The 15,289-nt window shown below is 72.4% G+C and carries 16 protein-coding genes and 2 tRNA genes; 11 read left to right on the top strand and 7 right to left on the bottom strand.

All coding sequences use genetic code 11. The features are described 5' to 3' along the window. The first annotated feature begins 136 nt into the window (after window positions 1-136). Window positions 137-922 (top strand): hypothetical protein, encoded by a 786-nt coding sequence (locus ACFV4P_RS20055; RefSeq protein ID WP_380472892.1) that lies wholly within the window; start codon window positions 137-139, stop codon window positions 920-922. A 21-nt stretch (window positions 923-943) separates the two neighbouring features. On the opposite strand, the gene ACFV4P_RS20050 is transcribed toward ACFV4P_RS20055, so the two are convergent. Together ACFV4P_RS20050 and ACFV4P_RS20045 are read right to left on the bottom strand one after the other, a co-directional pair. After that, entirely contained in the window at window positions 944-1,522 is a 579-nt protein-coding gene (locus ACFV4P_RS20050; RefSeq protein WP_380472890.1) for an SUKH-4 family immunity protein, read from the bottom strand. 61 nt (window positions 1,523-1,583) lie between these two features. Continuing rightward, the gene (locus ACFV4P_RS20045) at window positions 1,584-2,564 is read right to left on the bottom strand and encodes a nucleic acid/nucleotide deaminase domain-containing protein (RefSeq protein WP_380472887.1); all 981 of its coding nucleotides are present in this window, start codon (window positions 2,562-2,564) and stop codon (window positions 1,584-1,586) included. A gap of 125 nt (window positions 2,565-2,689) precedes the next feature. Here ACFV4P_RS20045 and ACFV4P_RS20040 point away from each other — a divergent pair, with 125 nt between their 5' ends. The 3 genes from ACFV4P_RS20040 (at window position 2,690) to ACFV4P_RS20030 (ending at window position 5,291) form a co-directional block, all read left to right on the top strand. Next, a complete protein-coding gene (locus ACFV4P_RS20040) occupies window positions 2,690-3,553 on the top strand; it encodes a nucleic acid/nucleotide deaminase domain-containing protein (protein WP_380472885.1) in 864 nt (287 codons plus the stop codon). A gap of 44 nt (window positions 3,554-3,597) precedes the next feature. Further along, on the top strand, window positions 3,598-4,311 hold the full coding sequence (locus tag ACFV4P_RS20035; protein ID WP_380472882.1) for a hypothetical protein: 714 nt from the start codon (window positions 3,598-3,600) through the stop codon (window positions 4,309-4,311). Between the two features lie 119 nt (window positions 4,312-4,430). Beyond that, entirely contained in the window at window positions 4,431-5,291 is an 861-nt protein-coding gene (locus ACFV4P_RS20030; protein ID WP_380472879.1) for a DUF3152 domain-containing protein, read from the top strand. Between the two features lie 54 nt (window positions 5,292-5,345). Here the strand turns inward: ACFV4P_RS20030 and ACFV4P_RS20025 are convergent, their stop codons facing one another. From ACFV4P_RS20025 to purS, 4 genes are all read right to left on the bottom strand, one after another. Continuing rightward, window positions 5,346-6,158, bottom strand: coding sequence for a sterol carrier family protein (locus ACFV4P_RS20025; protein WP_380472877.1), 813 nt, complete (start codon window positions 6,156-6,158; stop codon window positions 5,346-5,348). Between the two features lie 74 nt (window positions 6,159-6,232). Then, the gene (purL, locus tag ACFV4P_RS20020; protein ID WP_380472875.1) at window positions 6,233-8,488 is read right to left on the bottom strand and encodes a phosphoribosylformylglycinamidine synthase subunit PurL; all 2,256 of its coding nucleotides are present in this window, start codon (window positions 8,486-8,488) and stop codon (window positions 6,233-6,235) included. Further along, complete coding sequence (gene purQ, locus ACFV4P_RS20015) at window positions 8,488-9,165, bottom strand: phosphoribosylformylglycinamidine synthase subunit PurQ (protein ID WP_073807185.1); 678 nt, start codon at window positions 9,163-9,165, stop codon at window positions 8,488-8,490. The genes purL and purQ overlap by 1 nt, the downstream gene beginning before the upstream one ends. Further along, window positions 9,162-9,416: a phosphoribosylformylglycinamidine synthase subunit PurS gene (gene purS, locus ACFV4P_RS20010; RefSeq protein ID WP_033250393.1), complete on the bottom strand. Its 255-nt coding sequence runs from the start codon at window positions 9,414-9,416 to the stop codon at window positions 9,162-9,164. The genes purQ and purS overlap by 4 nt, the downstream gene beginning before the upstream one ends. Before the next feature lie 410 nt (window positions 9,417-9,826). On the opposite strand from purS, the gene ACFV4P_RS20005 reads away from it, so the two are divergent. The 7 genes from ACFV4P_RS20005 (at window position 9,827) to ACFV4P_RS19975 (ending at window position 14,330) form a co-directional block, all read left to right on the top strand. Then, window positions 9,827-10,144, top strand: a complete 318-nt coding sequence (locus ACFV4P_RS20005; protein ID WP_073807183.1) for an Lsr2 family protein — start codon at window positions 9,827-9,829, stop codon at window positions 10,142-10,144. 154 nt (window positions 10,145-10,298) lie between these two features. Continuing rightward, a tRNA-Gly gene (locus ACFV4P_RS20000) sits at window positions 10,299-10,371 on the top strand. Window positions 10,372-10,408: 37 nt separating this feature from the next. Continuing rightward, window positions 10,409-10,484, top strand: a tRNA-Gly gene (locus ACFV4P_RS19995). A 157-nt stretch (window positions 10,485-10,641) separates the two neighbouring features. Further along, a complete protein-coding gene (locus tag ACFV4P_RS19990) occupies window positions 10,642-11,616 on the top strand; it encodes an ABC transporter ATP-binding protein (RefSeq protein WP_380472871.1) in 975 nt (324 codons plus the stop codon). Next, window positions 11,613-12,425 (top strand): ABC transporter permease, encoded by an 813-nt coding sequence (locus ACFV4P_RS19985; protein ID WP_380472869.1) that lies wholly within the window; start codon window positions 11,613-11,615, stop codon window positions 12,423-12,425. The genes ACFV4P_RS19990 and ACFV4P_RS19985 overlap by 4 nt, the downstream gene beginning before the upstream one ends. 43 nt (window positions 12,426-12,468) lie before the next feature. Then, window positions 12,469-13,719, top strand: a complete 1,251-nt coding sequence (locus ACFV4P_RS19980) for a sensor histidine kinase (RefSeq protein WP_380472867.1) — start codon at window positions 12,469-12,471, stop codon at window positions 13,717-13,719. Then, entirely contained in the window at window positions 13,716-14,330 is a 615-nt protein-coding gene (locus tag ACFV4P_RS19975) for a response regulator (protein WP_380472865.1), read from the top strand. Before ACFV4P_RS19980 ends, ACFV4P_RS19975 begins: the two co-directional genes overlap by 4 nt. A 40-nt stretch (window positions 14,331-14,370) precedes the next feature. Here ACFV4P_RS19975 and ACFV4P_RS19970 read toward each other — a convergent pair whose 3' ends face one another. Continuing rightward, a complete protein-coding gene (locus ACFV4P_RS19970; protein WP_380472862.1) occupies window positions 14,371-15,270 on the bottom strand; it encodes a phosphoribosylaminoimidazolesuccinocarboxamide synthase in 900 nt (299 codons plus the stop codon). Between the last annotated feature and the right edge of the window lie 19 nt (window positions 15,271-15,289).

The following is a 15,289-nucleotide window of genomic DNA, read 5'->3' as shown; positions in this document are numbered from 1 at the left end:
CGGTTCTCGTCAGTTCGGTTTCCCGGCACTGTCCCGGTCGGAGCGTACCGATCGGGAATCCGTCCCGGGCAAGGGAGTTGACCGGGTCTCGGTGCAGACTGAATAGTCGTTCCGGACGACGGGGGAAGGGAAGCGCATGGGTGTCGTACTGCCGGGTGAACTCGCCTGGGTGCTCGACCTGATCGGCGTGAACTGGCCCAACGTGGACGAGGACGAGTACCGCGAGATGGCGGACGAGCTCCGTGAGCTCGCCTCCTCGCTCGCCGAGGACCGGGACGTTCTGTCCGGCGCGGTCGGCAGCCTGATGGGGATGAACCAGGGACCGGCCGCGGAGGCGTTCCAGGCGAAGTTCGACAAGGTGGTCGGCACCCATCTGCCGCAGGTGGGCAAGGCACTGGACCTGTTCGCCACCGGACTGGACGGCGCCGCGCTGGTGATCACCGGCGCGAAGCTCGCCGCGATCGCCCAACTCGTCATCATGGCCGCCGAGTTGATCGCCGCGCAGGCAGCCGCGCCGTTCACCTTCGGGCTGTCCGAGGCGGGCGCGGTGGGCGCCACCCAGGCCACCCGGATCATCGTCAAACGCCTGCTCAAGGAGGCCGAGCAGCAGCTGCTGTCGCAGCTGATGTCGCTGGTCGAGGGCCCGGTGTTCGCCGCCCTCGGCGGCATGGCGCAGGACTTGGTGGTGCAGCTGACGATGAACGCGGTCGGCGCCCAGCACGGGATCGACCTGGGCCGCACGGCGCGGGCCGGCGAGCAGGGCTTCAAGGACGGTGTGCAGCAGTCCGTCGACCAGGTGAAGGGCTACGCCGCCGACCCGCTGGGCTCCGCCGAGCAGTTCGGCCAGAACGTGGTCACCGGCGCCGTCACCAACGGCGGCACGGCCCCGTCCGGCAACGCCCCGCACCCGCGCGGACGCTGACCCGGCACACCGGACGTCCCGTCAGGCGCCGTACCGGATCTCGTCGAGCAGCAGCCGCCAGACGCCCTCCGGCTCGGCCATGGCGCGCGGTTCCAGGGCGGTCAGCTCGGCGGTGAGCCGCTCGACCGAGTCGCGCAGCTCGTCCGCCCCGCTGCCCTCGTCGTAGTGCGGAAGTTCGCGCTGGAAGGCCAGCAGGAAGGCCGCCAGCGAGGACAGGTCGGCGTGGTACGGGCGGTCCAGGCCGTCCTCCGCGATGTCCAGCGGGACGGCGTGGACGCCGCCGGTGGCGCCGTTCAACGCCAGGGTGCCGGTGGCGAGTTCGCCGAGGATCAGCCAGGAGCCGACGCCGGGGCCGAACAGGTCCAGGTACTCGTCCTGCGCCGAGTCCCAGTCCCCGACGTGCTCGCGCAGCGGCACCGGCCCGGTGGCCAGGTGCTCCTCCGCCTCGAACACCGCGGTGCGGCCGGCCGGCAGCCCGACGGTGGTCAGGAACTCCCGCGCGCCGGGGTCGGCCACCGCCTCCGCGATCCGCTCCGCGGGGGGCCGGACCAGCCCGTCCGGCCCGAACTCCCGCTCCATCTCCGCGCGTGTCACTGCCACCCCGGGGCCTCCCGCCGTGCGCCACGGCCCCGCCCGGCCCGGTGGTGCGGGCGGGCGCGGCTCAGCCGTAGATCTGCTGGTGTCTGCGCTTCAGGTTTATCAGATAGCGGTTGTGCTGGACGTTGCCGTCCGAGGAGGCCTGGCCGTTGTAGTCGAAGCTGTGGGTGACGTCGGTGGTCTTCGGGAAGTACTGCTTGAGCCAGGCCCCGCAGGTGCTGCCGGTCGGGCAGGGCTGGCGCTCGGTGTAGACCGCGTCGACGTTGTCCTGCAGGCCTTTGCGCAGGAAGGGCAGGCCGAGCACGATCTCGGAATGGGAGCTGCGGGGAATGCTCTGGGCCACCACGATGACCGGGTTCCCGGTGCCGTTGTCGTAGTGGAAGGCCGCGTAGTTGGCGCTCGGGTTCTCCAGGACGCCGCCGCCGTACTGGTTGGTCGCCCGCCGGGCGCGCTGGGTGGCGCGGGCCAGCTCGGAGCTACCGGGGTCGATCTTGGTCGACGGAACCTGCGGGCGGCCCTCCTTCGGGCGCCGCTTGGGCGTGAACGGGAACTTCGTCCGGTCGTTGGGCGGGCCGACGGTGGTCAGGTTGCCCGGCCCGTTCGGGTCGGGCGACAGCAGGTCCCGGATGCCCGCCTCGTGGCCGGTGATCGGCTTCGGGGCGCTCCCGTCGCTGTGCAGCCGCTGGATCCTGCCGTCGGCACTGAGCAGGTAGACCGGGGTGGTGTCGTGCTTGGCGACGATCCGCTGGAACTCCTGGCCGAGGCGCTCCTCGTTCTCGCGGTGGTTCTTGTTCATCTTCAGCAGACCCTTGGAGGCCTTGTCGGCGTGGTCCGCCAGGGAGTCCAGGGCCTTCTCGATGCTCTGCAGGGCGGTGGAGGCGGCCTTGGCCACCACCTCGCCCAGCCCGTCCCCGCGACCGGTCGAACTCGCCTTCGCATGGCCGTTGTTGACCTTGTGCTTCTTGGCGCTCAGCTTCGCGTGCAGCTTGTCGAACTCGGCCGCGGCCCGTTCCACGTTGTCGTAGTCGTGCGCGATGTCGTTCACATCAACCCCCGTCCCGCCCACCGCAGTTGACACCCCCGCTCGGGGTGCTCGCCGTATCATCGCACCGATCCGCCGACCGCGACCGGTCCGGCGCCGACCGAACGCCCCGCGCATACACTGCTGCCATGACCGCAGAACTCGCCCAGCGCCTGCTCGACCGCTTCGGCCCCGCCGGCCTCCGCCGCCCGGACGCTGCCGAGTTCGCCCGGGTGACCGTTCCCGCCGCGGCCGCCGAGCTGCTGGCCGCCGCCGGTCTGCCCGTCCAGGTCGGCCCCTACTTCCGCACCTCCGTCGGGGACGCGCTCGCCCTCGGCGACCTCACGGCCGGCCAGGACCGGCCCGGCCCGCGCAACGGCGAGGAGCAGTGGGCCCGGCTCGGCACCGACCGGGGCTCCGAACTCTGCCTGGACCCGCAGGGCCGGGTCTGGTCGGTCTTCGTCGACTTCGAGGAGCCGTCCGTGCTGGTGAACACCAGCTTGGAGGCGTTCCTCTCCTCGCTCGCCGAACTCGACCGCAGCCTGGCCGCACTGGCCGCCGCCGAGCAGCCCGACCAGGTCTTCGCCGAGTTCACCGCCGTGGAGAGCCGGCTGCGCGCCACCGACCTGCGCGCCTTCGAGGACGACGAACTGTGGTGGCCCCGGGTCCTGGAGGACGTCCGGCACACCCGGGGCGTGCCGAGCTACGCCTCCTTCAAGTACCTGGACGCCAAGGGCGAGCCGCAGATCATCACGGCCGGCGGCTCGCTCGCCCTGCACGCCGAGGAGGCGCTCTGGCACCGCGCCCTGGCCCTCGGCGTCCAGCCCGAACAGGTCGTGGAGATCTACACCGAGCTGCAGGCCTGCTTCCTCCCCGGCCACTACTGCTCGGTGTGGATGGCCGACACCTTCCCGGAGGCGGCGTTCACCCACAGCTACGACTACGGCGACACCGCCGCCGAGCGCGAGGCCGGCATCCGCGAACTCGCCGAGGCGCTCGCCGGACGAGGCTGACCCAACCTCAACTTCCGCGTGCAGCAAGGGCATAGCCTGGGCCGGTGACCGCTGACCGCATATCCGGCCCGGCCGCCCGTCGGCTGCTCGCCCTGCCCGCCGCTGCGGCCGTCGCCCTCGGGGCGGCCGCCTGCTCGGGCGACAGTTCCGGCACCGGCCTCTCCTACGCCAAGGTCCGCTCCACCGCCGAGCAGCTCCGCCAACAGCCGTCCACCGCCTGCCCGTTCGGTCTGGACGGGCTGGCCGCCGCGCTCCAGGACGCCGGGATCGACCGGCCCGTCACCCCGGGAGCCGAGGACGCGAAGGCGGTCGAGGGCGAGCTCGGCGACGGCACCCCGCCCTACCCGTGGCCGTCCGGCATCAGCCCGTCGCCGAGCACCGCCTCCGCTCCCGGCCTCCCGCCGCACGCCTGGGTGACCTGCACCTGGACGGCCGGCGCCGCCACCGTCCGGCTCGACCTGGAGGCCGTGCCGCTGAGCGACGTCGGGGTGAGCGTGCTGCTGCCGACCCTCCAGCGCACCGGGCAGCTGACCGTCGACCAGCTCGACGAGGTGGTCACCGGCCGGCCGAAGCCCGGCGGCAAGCCGGTGCTGCTGCCCGGCGGCGGGCTCGCCGCGATCGCCCGGGTGCCGCTCAAGGGCGACGGCGACCTGGTGCTGCTGCTCTCCCAGGGCGACGCGGGCCCGGCCGACCCGGCCCTGACCGGGGAACCGATGGCCAAGGTGCTGGAGCACCTCCAGGGCCGGATCCACGGCTGAGACCCCGTTCGAGGGAACCAACCGCGGCCATACTGCGTATGTTCACGATGCAGCACAAGCGTGCGAAACGGGCCACCGGACCGCACACCCGCAACTGTCGTCGCTCCAAGGGAAACCAGATGCCCGCAGCCCGCAGGTCACCCGGCAGGTCCGCCCGTCGCCGCGCCCGTTCGCGCCGCCGCCGGCTGGCCCTCGCGCTGGGCGGCACCGCGGCGCTGGTCGTGCTCGGCGTGGCCGGATTCAACCGGTTCGGCCCGGCCGGCGGGCAGCCGCAGGACACCGGATCCACCACCCAGGCCCGGCCCGTCCCCCCGGTCAGCGACTCCCCCGAGCCCGCCAAGTCCGCGGAGAGCAGCGCCCCGCCGCAGACCGAGCCCCCGAAGAGCGACCCGCCCAAGAACGACACGCAGATCGTCCAGCACGGCAGCGGCAGTCTCAGCACCGCCGCCGCCACCGGCGGCACGGTCGGCACCGGCGGCACCGTGCGCCGCTACCAGGTCCAGGTCGAGGACGGCATCAACATCGATCCGAAGGCCGCCGCCGACGCGATCCACAAGGTGCTGGGCGACAAGCGCAGTTGGATCTCCGACAAGCGCAACAGCTTCAAGCTGGTCTCCTCCGGCACCTACGACTTCACCGTGATCATCGCCTCGCCCGACACCACCGACAAGCTCTGCGGCGCGGGCGGACTGGACACCAAGGGCGAGGTGAACTGCGACGTCGGCAAGCAGGTGGTGGTCAACTCCAAGCGCTGGCTGACCGGTTCACCCCAGTTCGACGGCAGCCTGGACGACTACCGGGCGCTGATCGTCAACCACGAGGTCGGCCACCGGATCGGCCACGGCCACGAGGGCTGCCCCGGCCCGGGCAAGCCCGCCCCCGCGATGATGCAGCAGATCTACGGCCTGAACGGCTGCACCGCCAACGCCTGGCCCTACGACGCCAACGGCAGCTACCTCAAGGGCCCCTCGGTGCCCTGAGGCGCCGGCCGCCCCGGACTGGCATCGGCCGGCCCGAGGCACCGGACGCCGCGCTCAGCCCAGCACCGGCAGGTAGCCGGACAGGTCGCTGCGCTCGCCGCTCGCGCTGAGCGTGGCGTCCAGCGCGTCGGCCCAGGCGAGGCGGCCGGTGGCCAGCCGGATCCAGCTCAGCGGGTCGGTCTCGACCACGTTCGGCGGGGTGCCGCGGGTGTGCCGGGGGCCCTCGACGGCCTGCACCACGGCGTGCGGGGGGATGCGCAACTCGACCGAGCCGCCAGGCACTTGGACGGCGAAGGCGTCGGCGAGCAGCCGGGTCGCGGAGGCCAGCGCGAAGCGGTCGTGCGGGAAGGCCGCCAGGCCCAGCGCGTCCGCCAGGTCGTCGGCGTGCACCACCGTCTCCACCAGCCGGGTCACCAGGAAGTCGGCCAGCAGGATCGGGCCGAAGCGCATCAGGATGACCCGGCCGGGCTCGCAGCCCTCCTCGCTGTCCAGCGCCTTCCACAACTCGCCGATCTGCCGGTCGAGTTCACCGGACACCTGGGCAGCGTCCCCGGCGAACTGCTCGGCCACCAGCTCCACCGCCGTGGAGTTGATCGCCGCCGCCGCGGTGCGGGTCCGCGACGCCCAGTACAGCGGCGTGATCGGGGCCTGCGGCGGCAGCGGGTCGTGCAGGTGCAGCGGCACCCAACCGGCCACCATCCCGAGGTGGGCGACGAGTTCACGCACCCGCCAGCCCTCCAGTCGGGTCGGCAGGGCGAGCTGCTCGTCGTCCAACTCCCGGACGGCGGCGGCGATCGCGTCGAGCTGCCCGGTGAGCGCGGCGCGCACCTTCACCGGGTCGTAGGTTCGGGGCTTCACAGTCGGCATGCCCGCAGCGTACAAAAAGGCGGGCGGCCGGTCCGGAGAACTCCGAACCGGCCGCCCGTCGAAACGGTGCCGCGTCAGGCGAGCAGCGCCTCGATGACGCCGGTGTGGGCGTCACGCAGCTCGGCCAGGGTGACGGTGAACTGACCCTGGACCTCCAGGGCGTCGCCGTCGACCACGCCGATCCGGGCCGCGGGCAGGCCGCGGGCGCCGCACATGTCGTTGAACCGGAGCTCCTCGCTGCGCGGGACGGCCACCACGGCGCGCCCGGCGGACTCGGAGAACAGGAACACGAACGGGTCGATGCCCTCGGGCACGACGACCCGGGCGCCGTTGCCGCCCTTGAGGCAGCTCTCCACCAGGGCCTGCGCGAGGCCGCCGTCGGAGAGGTCGTGGGCGGCGTCGATCATGCCGTCGCGGGAGGCGGCGATCAGGATGTCGCCCAGCAGGCGCTCGCGCTCCAGGTCCACCTTGGGCGGCAGGCCGCCGAGGTGGTTGTGCACGACCTGCGACCAGGCGGAGCCGCCCAGCTCGTCGGCGGTGTCGCCGAGCAGGTAGAGCAGCTGGCCCTCTTCGGCGAAGCCGACCGGGGTGCGCCGGGTGACGTCGTCGATGACGCCGAGCACCGCGACCACGGGGGTCGGGTGGATGGCGACGTCGCCGGTCTGGTTGTACAGCGAGACGTTGCCGCCGGTGACCGGGGTACCGAGCACCTGGCAGGCGTCGGCCAGGCCGCGGGTGGCCTCGGCGAACTGCCACATCACGTCCGGGTCCTCGGGGGAGCCGAAGTTGAGGCAGTCGGAGACCGCGAGCGGCTTGGCGCCGCCGGCCGCGACGTTCCGGTAGGCCTCGGCCAGGGCCAGCTGGGCGCCGGTGTACGGGTCCAGCTTGGCGTAGCGGCCGTTGCCGTCGGTGGCGACCGAGACGCCGAGGTTGGTCTCCTCGTCGATCCGGATCATGCCGGAGTCCTCGGGGGTGGCGAGCACCGTGTTGCCCAGCACGTAGCGGTCGTACTGGTCGGTGATCCACGCCTTGGAGGCCTGGTTCGGCGAGCCGGCGACCTTCAGCAGCGCGTCCTTCAGCTCGGCGCCGCCCACCGGACGGGCGAGCCGCTCGGCGGTCGGGGCGTCGGCCTGCAGGGCGTCCTGCCAGGACGGGCGGGCGTACGGGCGCTGGTACGTCGGGCCCTCGTGGGCGACGGTGCGCGGCGGCACGTCCACGACCAGCTCACCGTGCCAGAAGATCTCCAGGCGCTCGCCGTCGGTCACCTCGCCGATGACGGTGGCGATGACGTCCCACTTCTCGCAGATCTCCAGGAAGCGGTCGACCTTGCCGGGCTCGACGATCGCGCACATGCGCTCCTGCGACTCGCTCATGAGGATTTCCTCGGGCGAGAGCGTGTGGTCGCGCAGCGGCACGGTGTCCAGCTCGATCCGCATGCCGCCGGTGCCGGCCGAGGCCAGCTCCGAGGTGGCGCAGGACAGGCCGGCGCCGCCGAGGTCCTGGATGCCCGCGACGAGGTCTTCCTTGAAGATCTCCAGGGTGCACTCGATGAGGAGCTTCTCCTGGAACGGGTCGCCGACCTGGACGGCGGGGCGCTTGGCCGGGCCGGTCGCGTCGAAGGTCTCCGAGGCGAGCACCGAGACGCCGCCGATGCCGTCGCCGCCGGTGCGGGCTCCGTACAGGATGACCTTGTTGCCGGGGCCGGAGGCCTTCGCGAGGTGGATGTCCTCGTGCTTCATCACGCCGACGCACAGCGCGTTGACCAGCGGGTTGCCCTGGTAGCAGGAGTCGAAGACGACCTCGCCGCCGATGTTCGGCAGGCCCAGGCAGTTGCCGTAGCCGCCGATGCCCGCGACGATCCCGGGCAGCACGCGCCGGGTGTCCGGGTGGTCGGCCGCACCGAAGCGCAGCGGGTCCATCACGGCGACCGGGCGGGCGCCCATCGCCAGGATGTCGCGCACGATGCCGCCGATGCCGGTGGCCGCGCCCTGGTAGGGCTCGATGTACGACGGGTGGTTGTGCGACTCGACCTTGAAGGTGACCGCGTAGCCCTGGCCGACGTCGACCACACCGGCGTTCTCGCCGATGCCGACGAGCATCGCGTCGTTCTTCGGGGCCTTGTCGCCGAACTGCTTGAGGTGGACCTTGGAGCTCTTGTACGAGCAGTGCTCCGACCACATCACCGAGTACATGGCCAGCTCGGCGCCGGTCGGACGGCGGCCCAGGATCTCGCGGATCCGGGCGTACTCGTCCTTCTTGAGGCCGAGCTCGGCCCAGGGCTGGGCGTCGTCCGGGGTCTGCTCGGCGTTCTTGACGGTGTCGAGGCTCATCAGGCGTTCACCAGCTGCTTCAGGACGGAAGTGAAGAAGCCCAGGCCCTCGGTGGTCGGACCGGTGAGCGGCTCCACGGCGTGCTCCGGGTGCGGCATCAGGCCGACGACATTGCCGGCGGCGTTGGTGATGCCGGCGATGTCGCGGTACGAACCGTTCGGGTTCACATCGAGGTACCGGGCCACGATGCGGCCCTCCGCCTCGAGTTCGTCGAGGACGTGCGCGTCGGCGACGAACCGGCCTTCGCCGTTCTTCAGCGGAACGACGATTTCCTGGCCGGCCGAGTAATCCCGGGTCCAGGCGGTGTCGGCGTTCTCGATGCGGAGCTTCTGGTCGCGACAGATGAAGTGCAGCGAGTCGTTCCGGGTGAGCGCGCCGGGCAGCAGGTGCGATTCGCACAGCACCTGGAAGCCGTTGCAGATACCGAGGACCGGCATTCCGAGCTTCGCCTGCTCGATGATGGTGTCCATCACCGGCGAGAAGCGGGAGATGGCGCCGCAGCGCAGATAGTCGCCGTAAGAGAATCCGCCGGGCAGGACGACGGCGTCGACCTGGTGGAGATCCTTGTCACGGTGCCAGAGGGCGACCGGCTCGGCGCCGGCCAGGCGGACCGCACGCTGGGCGTCGCGGTCGTCGAGCGAGCCGGGGAAAGTGACGACGCCGATGCGGGTGGTCACTTGCCCTCCTCCTCGACGCGGACGGTGAAGTCCTCGATCACGGTGTTGGCGAGGAAGGTTTCGGCAGCCTCACGGATGCGGGCGAGCGCGGCGTCGTCGACCGGCCCCTCCAGCTCCAGTTCGAAACGCTTGCCCTGGCGGACATCGGCGATCCCGGCGAATCCCAGACGGGGCAGTGCACGCTGCACCGCCTGTCCCTGCGGGTCGAGGATCTCCGGCTTGAGCATGACGTCGACTACGACGCGTGCCACTGGCACTCCCGGTGGTGATTGCGTTCAGGCGGGGGACCTTCAGCCTACCTGGGCCGGACGGCCATCTTGCGGCCCACCAGCGGCAACGCGCGTAGACCCACGCCCCTTACGAGGCAAGGCTTCCGAGGCTCTCCGAACCCCGGTCGGCATCCCATTTCGTCGGTTTAATCCCGTCTGTAACGAGGCGGTATCGGCATCCGAGGGAACCCCGTGAATATCCGGAAAAAAGGAATCCCGAACTCTTCGATTTCAGCAGGTTCCGGGTGCAGAATAGGGCGACCGGCAGCCGAACGCGCCGCATCTCGGCGTGGGCTCCCCTGCCCGCCGACGGATGCCGTGATCCCGGCCCAACGGACCGGCGGGGCATCCGAGACCACCGTCGGCCGAATTGCCCGAGAGGATTGACACCCATGGCTCAGCGTGTAGTCGTCACGCTCTCCGACGACCTGGACGGCGGCGCCGCCGCGGAAACCGTCCACTTCGGCGTGGACGGGAAGTCGTACGAGATCGACCTGTCCGCCGACAACGCGGAAAAGCTTCGGGAGGCCCTCGCCCCGTTCGTCGCCGCCGGCCGCCGGCAGAGCCGCAGCGGAAAGTCCTTCCGCCGCACCGCGCTCACCCCGGACCCGGCCGCCGTGCGCGCCTGGGCGCAGTCGAACGGCATGGAGCTGCCCGCCCGCGGGCGCATCCCGAAGCACGTCTACGAGGCGTTCTCCGAGAACAACTGACCCTGTCCGACGGCCCGTTGAGGGCCGTCGACCCTTCCCCGGCCACGCCGCCGGGGAAGGGTGGGGCGAGCACGGCGATTGATGTTGTAGAGTAATTCTCGTCGCCGCAACCGGGGGAACAACCCGAGCGGGGCGGCCGGTGCCCAGGCACCGTGCGGACGTGGCTCAGTTGGTAGAGCATCACCTTGCCAAGGTGAGGGTCGCGAGTTCGAATCTCGTCGTCCGCTCGCAGTTAGCACGACAAGCTGTACAAATCAATATCATGCGGACGTGGCTCAGTTGGTAGAGCATCACCTTGCCAAGGTGAGGGTCGCGAGTTCGAATCTCGTCGTCCGCTCCAGTTCCGAAGGCCCCCTCGATCGAGGGGGCCTTCGGCGTTCCCGGGCACACTTCCGCGGCACCCGATGACATTTGTCACCGCCGACCCGTGGAACTCCACCGGCACCCGGTGACGGCCCGCACTACTGGACGGCCCGGCCCGGCGGAAGGCTGGAGCCATGACCGACACCAGCCGTCCCCGCCCCGCCGTCGAGGCCCGCGGCCTGCACCGCCGCTACGGACCGTCCGGTGCCGCCGGCTTCGAGGCCGTCCGCGGCCTGGATCTCACCGTCGCCCCCGGTGAGCTGTTCGCGCTGCTCGGCACCAACGGCGCCGGCAAGACCTCCACCATGGAGGTGCTGGAGGGCCTGGCCGCGCCGACCGCCGGCGAGGTCCGGGTGCTCGGTCTGGACCCGGCCCGCGACCGGGCCGCGCTCCGGCCCCGGATCGGCATCATGCTCCAGGAGGGCGGCTTCCCCGGCGAACTGACCGTCGCCGAGACCGGCCGCTGCTGGTCCGGGCTGACCACCGACAGCCGCACCGTGGACGAGGCGCTCGACCTGGTCGGCCTGCTCCCCCGCCGCTCGGTGCGCGTGAAGCAGCTGTCCGGCGGCGAACGCCGCCGCCTCGACCTGGCGATGGCCCTGCTCGGCCGCCCCGAGGTGCTGTTCCTGGACGAGCCCTCCACCGGCCTGGACCCGGAGGCCCGCGCCTCCGTGTGGCGGCTGATCCGGGAGCTGCGCGCGGCCGGCACCACCGTGCTGCTCACCACGCACTACCTGGAAGAGGCCGAGGAACTCGCCGACCGGCTGGCCATCATGCACGGCGGCCGGGTGGTGGCCGGCGGCACCGTCGACGAGGTGCTGGCCGACCACCCCGCCCGGATCGGCTTCGAACTGCCCGAGCGCTCCGGCCCGCACGCCGCGCTCGATCTGCCGTCCCTGCCCGGCGCCGAACCGACCATCGACGGCCGCCGGATCACCCTGCGCACCACCGACCTCCAGGGCACCCTGACCGAACTCCTCGGCTGGGCCGCCCGCCACCGGGTCCCGCTGGGCCGGCTGGACGCCCGCAGCGCCTCGCTCGAAGAGGCCTTCCTCGCCATCGCCGCGTCCGACGCGGCCACCCCGCCGCAGATCGGACGTGCCGCATGACCGCCGCGACCACCCCCGCCGGACGCCTGCTCGCCCTCGGCCGCGCCGAGGCCACCCTGCTGCGCCGCAACCGCACCGCGATGTTCATGGCCCTGGCACTGCCGCTGGTGCTGGTCGGCACGCTCCGCTCGGTCCTGAACGCCGCCGCCGAACACACCCCCGGCCTGGACGTGAACGCCAACATGGTGGTCGGCGCGATGGGCGTGGTGCTGCTGATCGTCGTCTACTGCAACCTGACCTCGGCCTACACCGCCCGGCGCAGCGACCTGGTGCTGAAGCGGCTGCGCACCGGCGAGGCCACCGACACCGAGATCCTGCTCGGCACCGCCGTCCCGTCGATCGGGCTGGCGCTCACCCAGTGCCTGCTGCTGGGCGTCGGCGGCGCCCTGCTGCTCGACCTGCCCGCCCCGGTGAACCCGCTGCTGCTGTTGGCCGGGCTGGCGCTCACGGCGGCCCTGCTGACCGCGCTGGCCGCGGTGTCCAGCGCCGTCACCAAGACCGTGGAGACCGCCGGCATCACCACGCTGCCGCTGCTGCTGGTGGCGCAGCTCGGCTCCGGCCTGATGGTCCCGCTGGAGTCGCTGCCGGACTCGGTGGCGAACGTCTGCCGCCTGCTGCCGACCACCCCGGCCCTGCAACTGCTGCGGATCGGCTGGTTCGGCACCGACGGCTCCGGCCCCGCCGAGGGGCTTGCCGGTACGCCATCGACCTGGGGCCAGGCCGCGACGCCGCTGCTGCTGGCCGTGGCGTGGACGGCCGTGGCGGCCTGGGCGGCCCGCCGCTGGTTCCGCTGGGAGCCGCGCCGATAGATTCGGCCGAGTCGTCGAAGATCCGGGAACGAGGAATCACGCCGTGCGGTTGAGCAGGCCACGACCGATCCGCCACTGGCGGGCGATGTCCAAGCCGCAGCGCATCGAGCTGTACGTGCGGTGGTCGCTGTACCTCGTGGCGGTGGCGCAGCCGCTGCTGGCGCTCGGCTCGGTGGCCGCCGCCGCGGGGGTGGACGAACTGGCCTCCGGCTTCCGGCTGGTGGTGCTCGGCATGGTGCCGGCGGGGGCGTTGAACATCGTCCTGTTCCGCACCGGACTGGCCGCGTACCTCGGCCGCCGCCCGCGCCCGTACGGCTGGGCGGCGCTGTCCGCGGCGGTGTCGGCCGGCCTGGCGCTTCCGGCGATGCTGGTCGGGGGCCCGCTCACGCCGGACGCACCGACCGCGCCCGCCGCCGGCGTCATGGCGACGATGGCGGCGACCTGCTGGATCACCGCCGCGACCGTCGCCCTGCCGACCCGCTGGGCCCTCCTGGGCGGGCTGGCCCTGGTGGCCGCCCTGACGGTGCCGTCGGCGGTGGCCGGCGCCCACCTGGCGGCGCTGCTCGGCATCGCCGTCGGAACCGCGATCGGCGCGACGATGGCCGCGGCGGCCGCCCGCTGCTCGGCCTGGATGGCCAAGGTGGTCTGGGAGTTGGACGGGGCCCGGGAGGCCCAGGCCCGGCTCGCGGTCGCCGAGGAGCGGCTGCGGTTCTCCCGCGACCTGCACGACGTGCTGGGCCGCAACCTCGCCACCATCGCGCTGAAGAGCGAACTGGCCGTGCAGCTGGCCCGCCGTCAACGACCCGAGGCGGTCGACCAGATGACCGAGGTGCAGCGGATCGCCCAGGACTCGCAGCGCGAGGTCCGCGAGGTGGTGCGCGGCTACCGCACCGTCGAACTGCACACCGAACTGATCGGCGCGGCCTCGGTGCTGCGCGCCGCCGACGTCGACTGCCGGACCGAACTCGCGGGCGCGGACGCGCTGCCGACCGAGGCCCAGTCGGTGCTCGGCTGGGTGGTGCGGGAGACCGCGACCAACGTGCTGCGGCACTCCGAGGCCGCCAACTGCACGTTCCGGCTGCGGGTCTCCGGCGGCCTCGCGGTGCTGGAGGTGGAGAACGACGGCGTGCCCGCCGTACCGCCGGCCCGCACCGAGGGCTCCGGCAGCGGCCTGCGCGGCCTGCGCGAACGCCTGGCCGCCCACGGCGGCACCCTGACGGTGGCCGGTCCCGGCCCCGGGCGGTTCCTGGTGACCGCCGAACTACCGATGGCAGCAAGGGAGTCCGTGGCGTGACCGACCGGGTGCGGGTACTGCTCGCCGACGACGAACACCTGATCCGGGGAGCGCTGGCCGCGCTGCTCGCCCTGGAGGACGACCTGACGGTCGTCGCCGAGGCCGCGTCCGGCCCGGAGGCCCTGGCGATGGCCACCGCGCACCGCCCCGACGTGGCGGTGCTGGACCTGCAGATGCCGGGCCTGGACGGCCTGGAGGTGGCCGCCGAACTGCGCCACCGGCTGCCCGACTGCCGGGTGATGATCGTGACCGGGCACGGCCGCCCGGGCTACCTGAAGCGGGCCCTGGAGGTCGGGGTGCGCGGCTTCCTGCCGAAGACCGTCTCCGCCTCCGACCTGGCCGGCATCATCCGCACCGTCCGGGCGGGCGGCCGCTACGTGGACCCGGAGCTGGCCGCGGAGGCGATCAGCGCGGGCGACTCCCCGCTCACGCCGCGCGAGACCGACGTGCTGGAACTGGCCTCGGACGGCTCCTCGATCGCCGAGATAGCCGACCGGGCGTCGCTGTCGCAGGGCACCGTGCGCAACTACCTGTCCTCGGCGGCCGGCAAGCTCGGCGCGGAGAACCGGCACGCGGCGGTGCGGATCGCCCGCGAGCACGGCTGGCTGTGACCGGGCTTCTCGCACCGTCACAGCCGGCCGCGCGGCGGCGTCACTTCCAGTCGAGACCGGTGAGCTTCTCGTACGCGTCGATGTAGCGCTGCCGGGTGTGCTCGACGATCTCGGCGGGCAGCGGCGGCGGCGGGTTCTCGCTCTTGCGGTCCCAGCCGGAGGCCGGCGAGGTCAGCCAGTCGCGGATGATCTGCTTGTCGAAGGACGGCTGGTCGCGGCCCGGCTCCCACTCGTCGGCCGGCCAGTAGCGGGACGAGTCCGGGGTCAGCACCTCGTCGCCGATGACCAGTTCGCCGTCCAGCAGACCGAACTCGAACTTGGTGTCGGCGAGGATCAGGCCGCGGTCGCGGGCGATCTCGCGGGCCCGCGCGTACACGGCGAGAGTGGTCTGCCGCAGGGTCGCGGCGAGGTCCGCGCCGATCCGGCGGGCGGTCTCCTCGTAGGAGACGTTCTCGTCGTGCTCGCCGACCTCGGCCTTCAGCGCCGGGGTGTAGATCGGGGCGGGCAGCTCGGAGCCGTTGTCCAGGCCCTCGGGCAGCGCGATGCCGCACACCGTGCGGGAGACCCGGTACTCCTCCAGGCCGGAGCCCGCCAGGTAGCCGCGGGCCACGCACTCCACCGGCGCCATCTCCAGGCTGCGGCAGATCAGGGTGCGGCCGGCCCAGTCGGCCGGGGCGCCCTCGGGCAGCTCGGTCGAGACGACGTGGTTGGGCACCAGGTCGGCGATCCGCTCGAACCACCACAGCGACAGCTGGGTGAGGATGCGGCCCTTGTCCGGGATCTCGTTCGGCAGCACCCAGTCGTAGGCGGAGGTACGGTCGCTGGCCACCATCACCAGGTTGCCGTCGCCGTCCCGGTACAGGTCGCGCACCTTGCCGGTGTGCAGGTGGACCAGGCCGGGCACCTGGACCGGCTCGGGCTTGGTGACGAATCCGCTCACGGTCGTAACGTCCTCACAG

It is taken from the genome of Kitasatospora sp. NPDC059795 (genome assembly GCF_042732175.1).
Lineage (GTDB): Bacteria > Actinomycetota > Actinomycetes > Streptomycetales > Streptomycetaceae > Kitasatospora.
Note: the sequence above shows the minus strand (reverse complement) of the source record. Positions and strands in the feature narration are given on the sequence as shown.

Excerpts from the sequence above, each read along its gene's own strand:
- ACFV4P_RS20055 (WP_380472892.1), top strand. The coding sequence starts at position 137 with ATGGGTGTCGTACTGCCGGGTGAACTCGCCTGGGTGCTCGACCTGATC.
- ACFV4P_RS20040 (WP_380472885.1), top strand. The coding sequence starts at position 2,690 with ATGACCGCAGAACTCGCCCAGCGCCTGCTCGACCGCTTCGGCCCCGCC.
- ACFV4P_RS20030 (WP_380472879.1), top strand. The coding sequence starts at position 4,431 with ATGCCCGCAGCCCGCAGGTCACCCGGCAGGTCCGCCCGTCGCCGCGCC.
- ACFV4P_RS20025 (WP_380472877.1), bottom strand. The coding sequence starts at position 6,158 with ATGCCGACTGTGAAGCCCCGAACCTACGACCCGGTGAAGGTGCGCGCC.
- purL (WP_380472875.1), bottom strand. The coding sequence starts at position 8,488 with ATGAGCCTCGACACCGTCAAGAACGCCGAGCAGACCCCGGACGACGCC.
- ACFV4P_RS20005 (WP_073807183.1), top strand. The coding sequence starts at position 9,827 with ATGGCTCAGCGTGTAGTCGTCACGCTCTCCGACGACCTGGACGGCGGC.
- ACFV4P_RS19990 (WP_380472871.1), top strand. The coding sequence starts at position 10,642 with ATGACCGACACCAGCCGTCCCCGCCCCGCCGTCGAGGCCCGCGGCCTG.
- ACFV4P_RS19985 (WP_380472869.1), top strand. The coding sequence starts at position 11,613 with ATGACCGCCGCGACCACCCCCGCCGGACGCCTGCTCGCCCTCGGCCGC.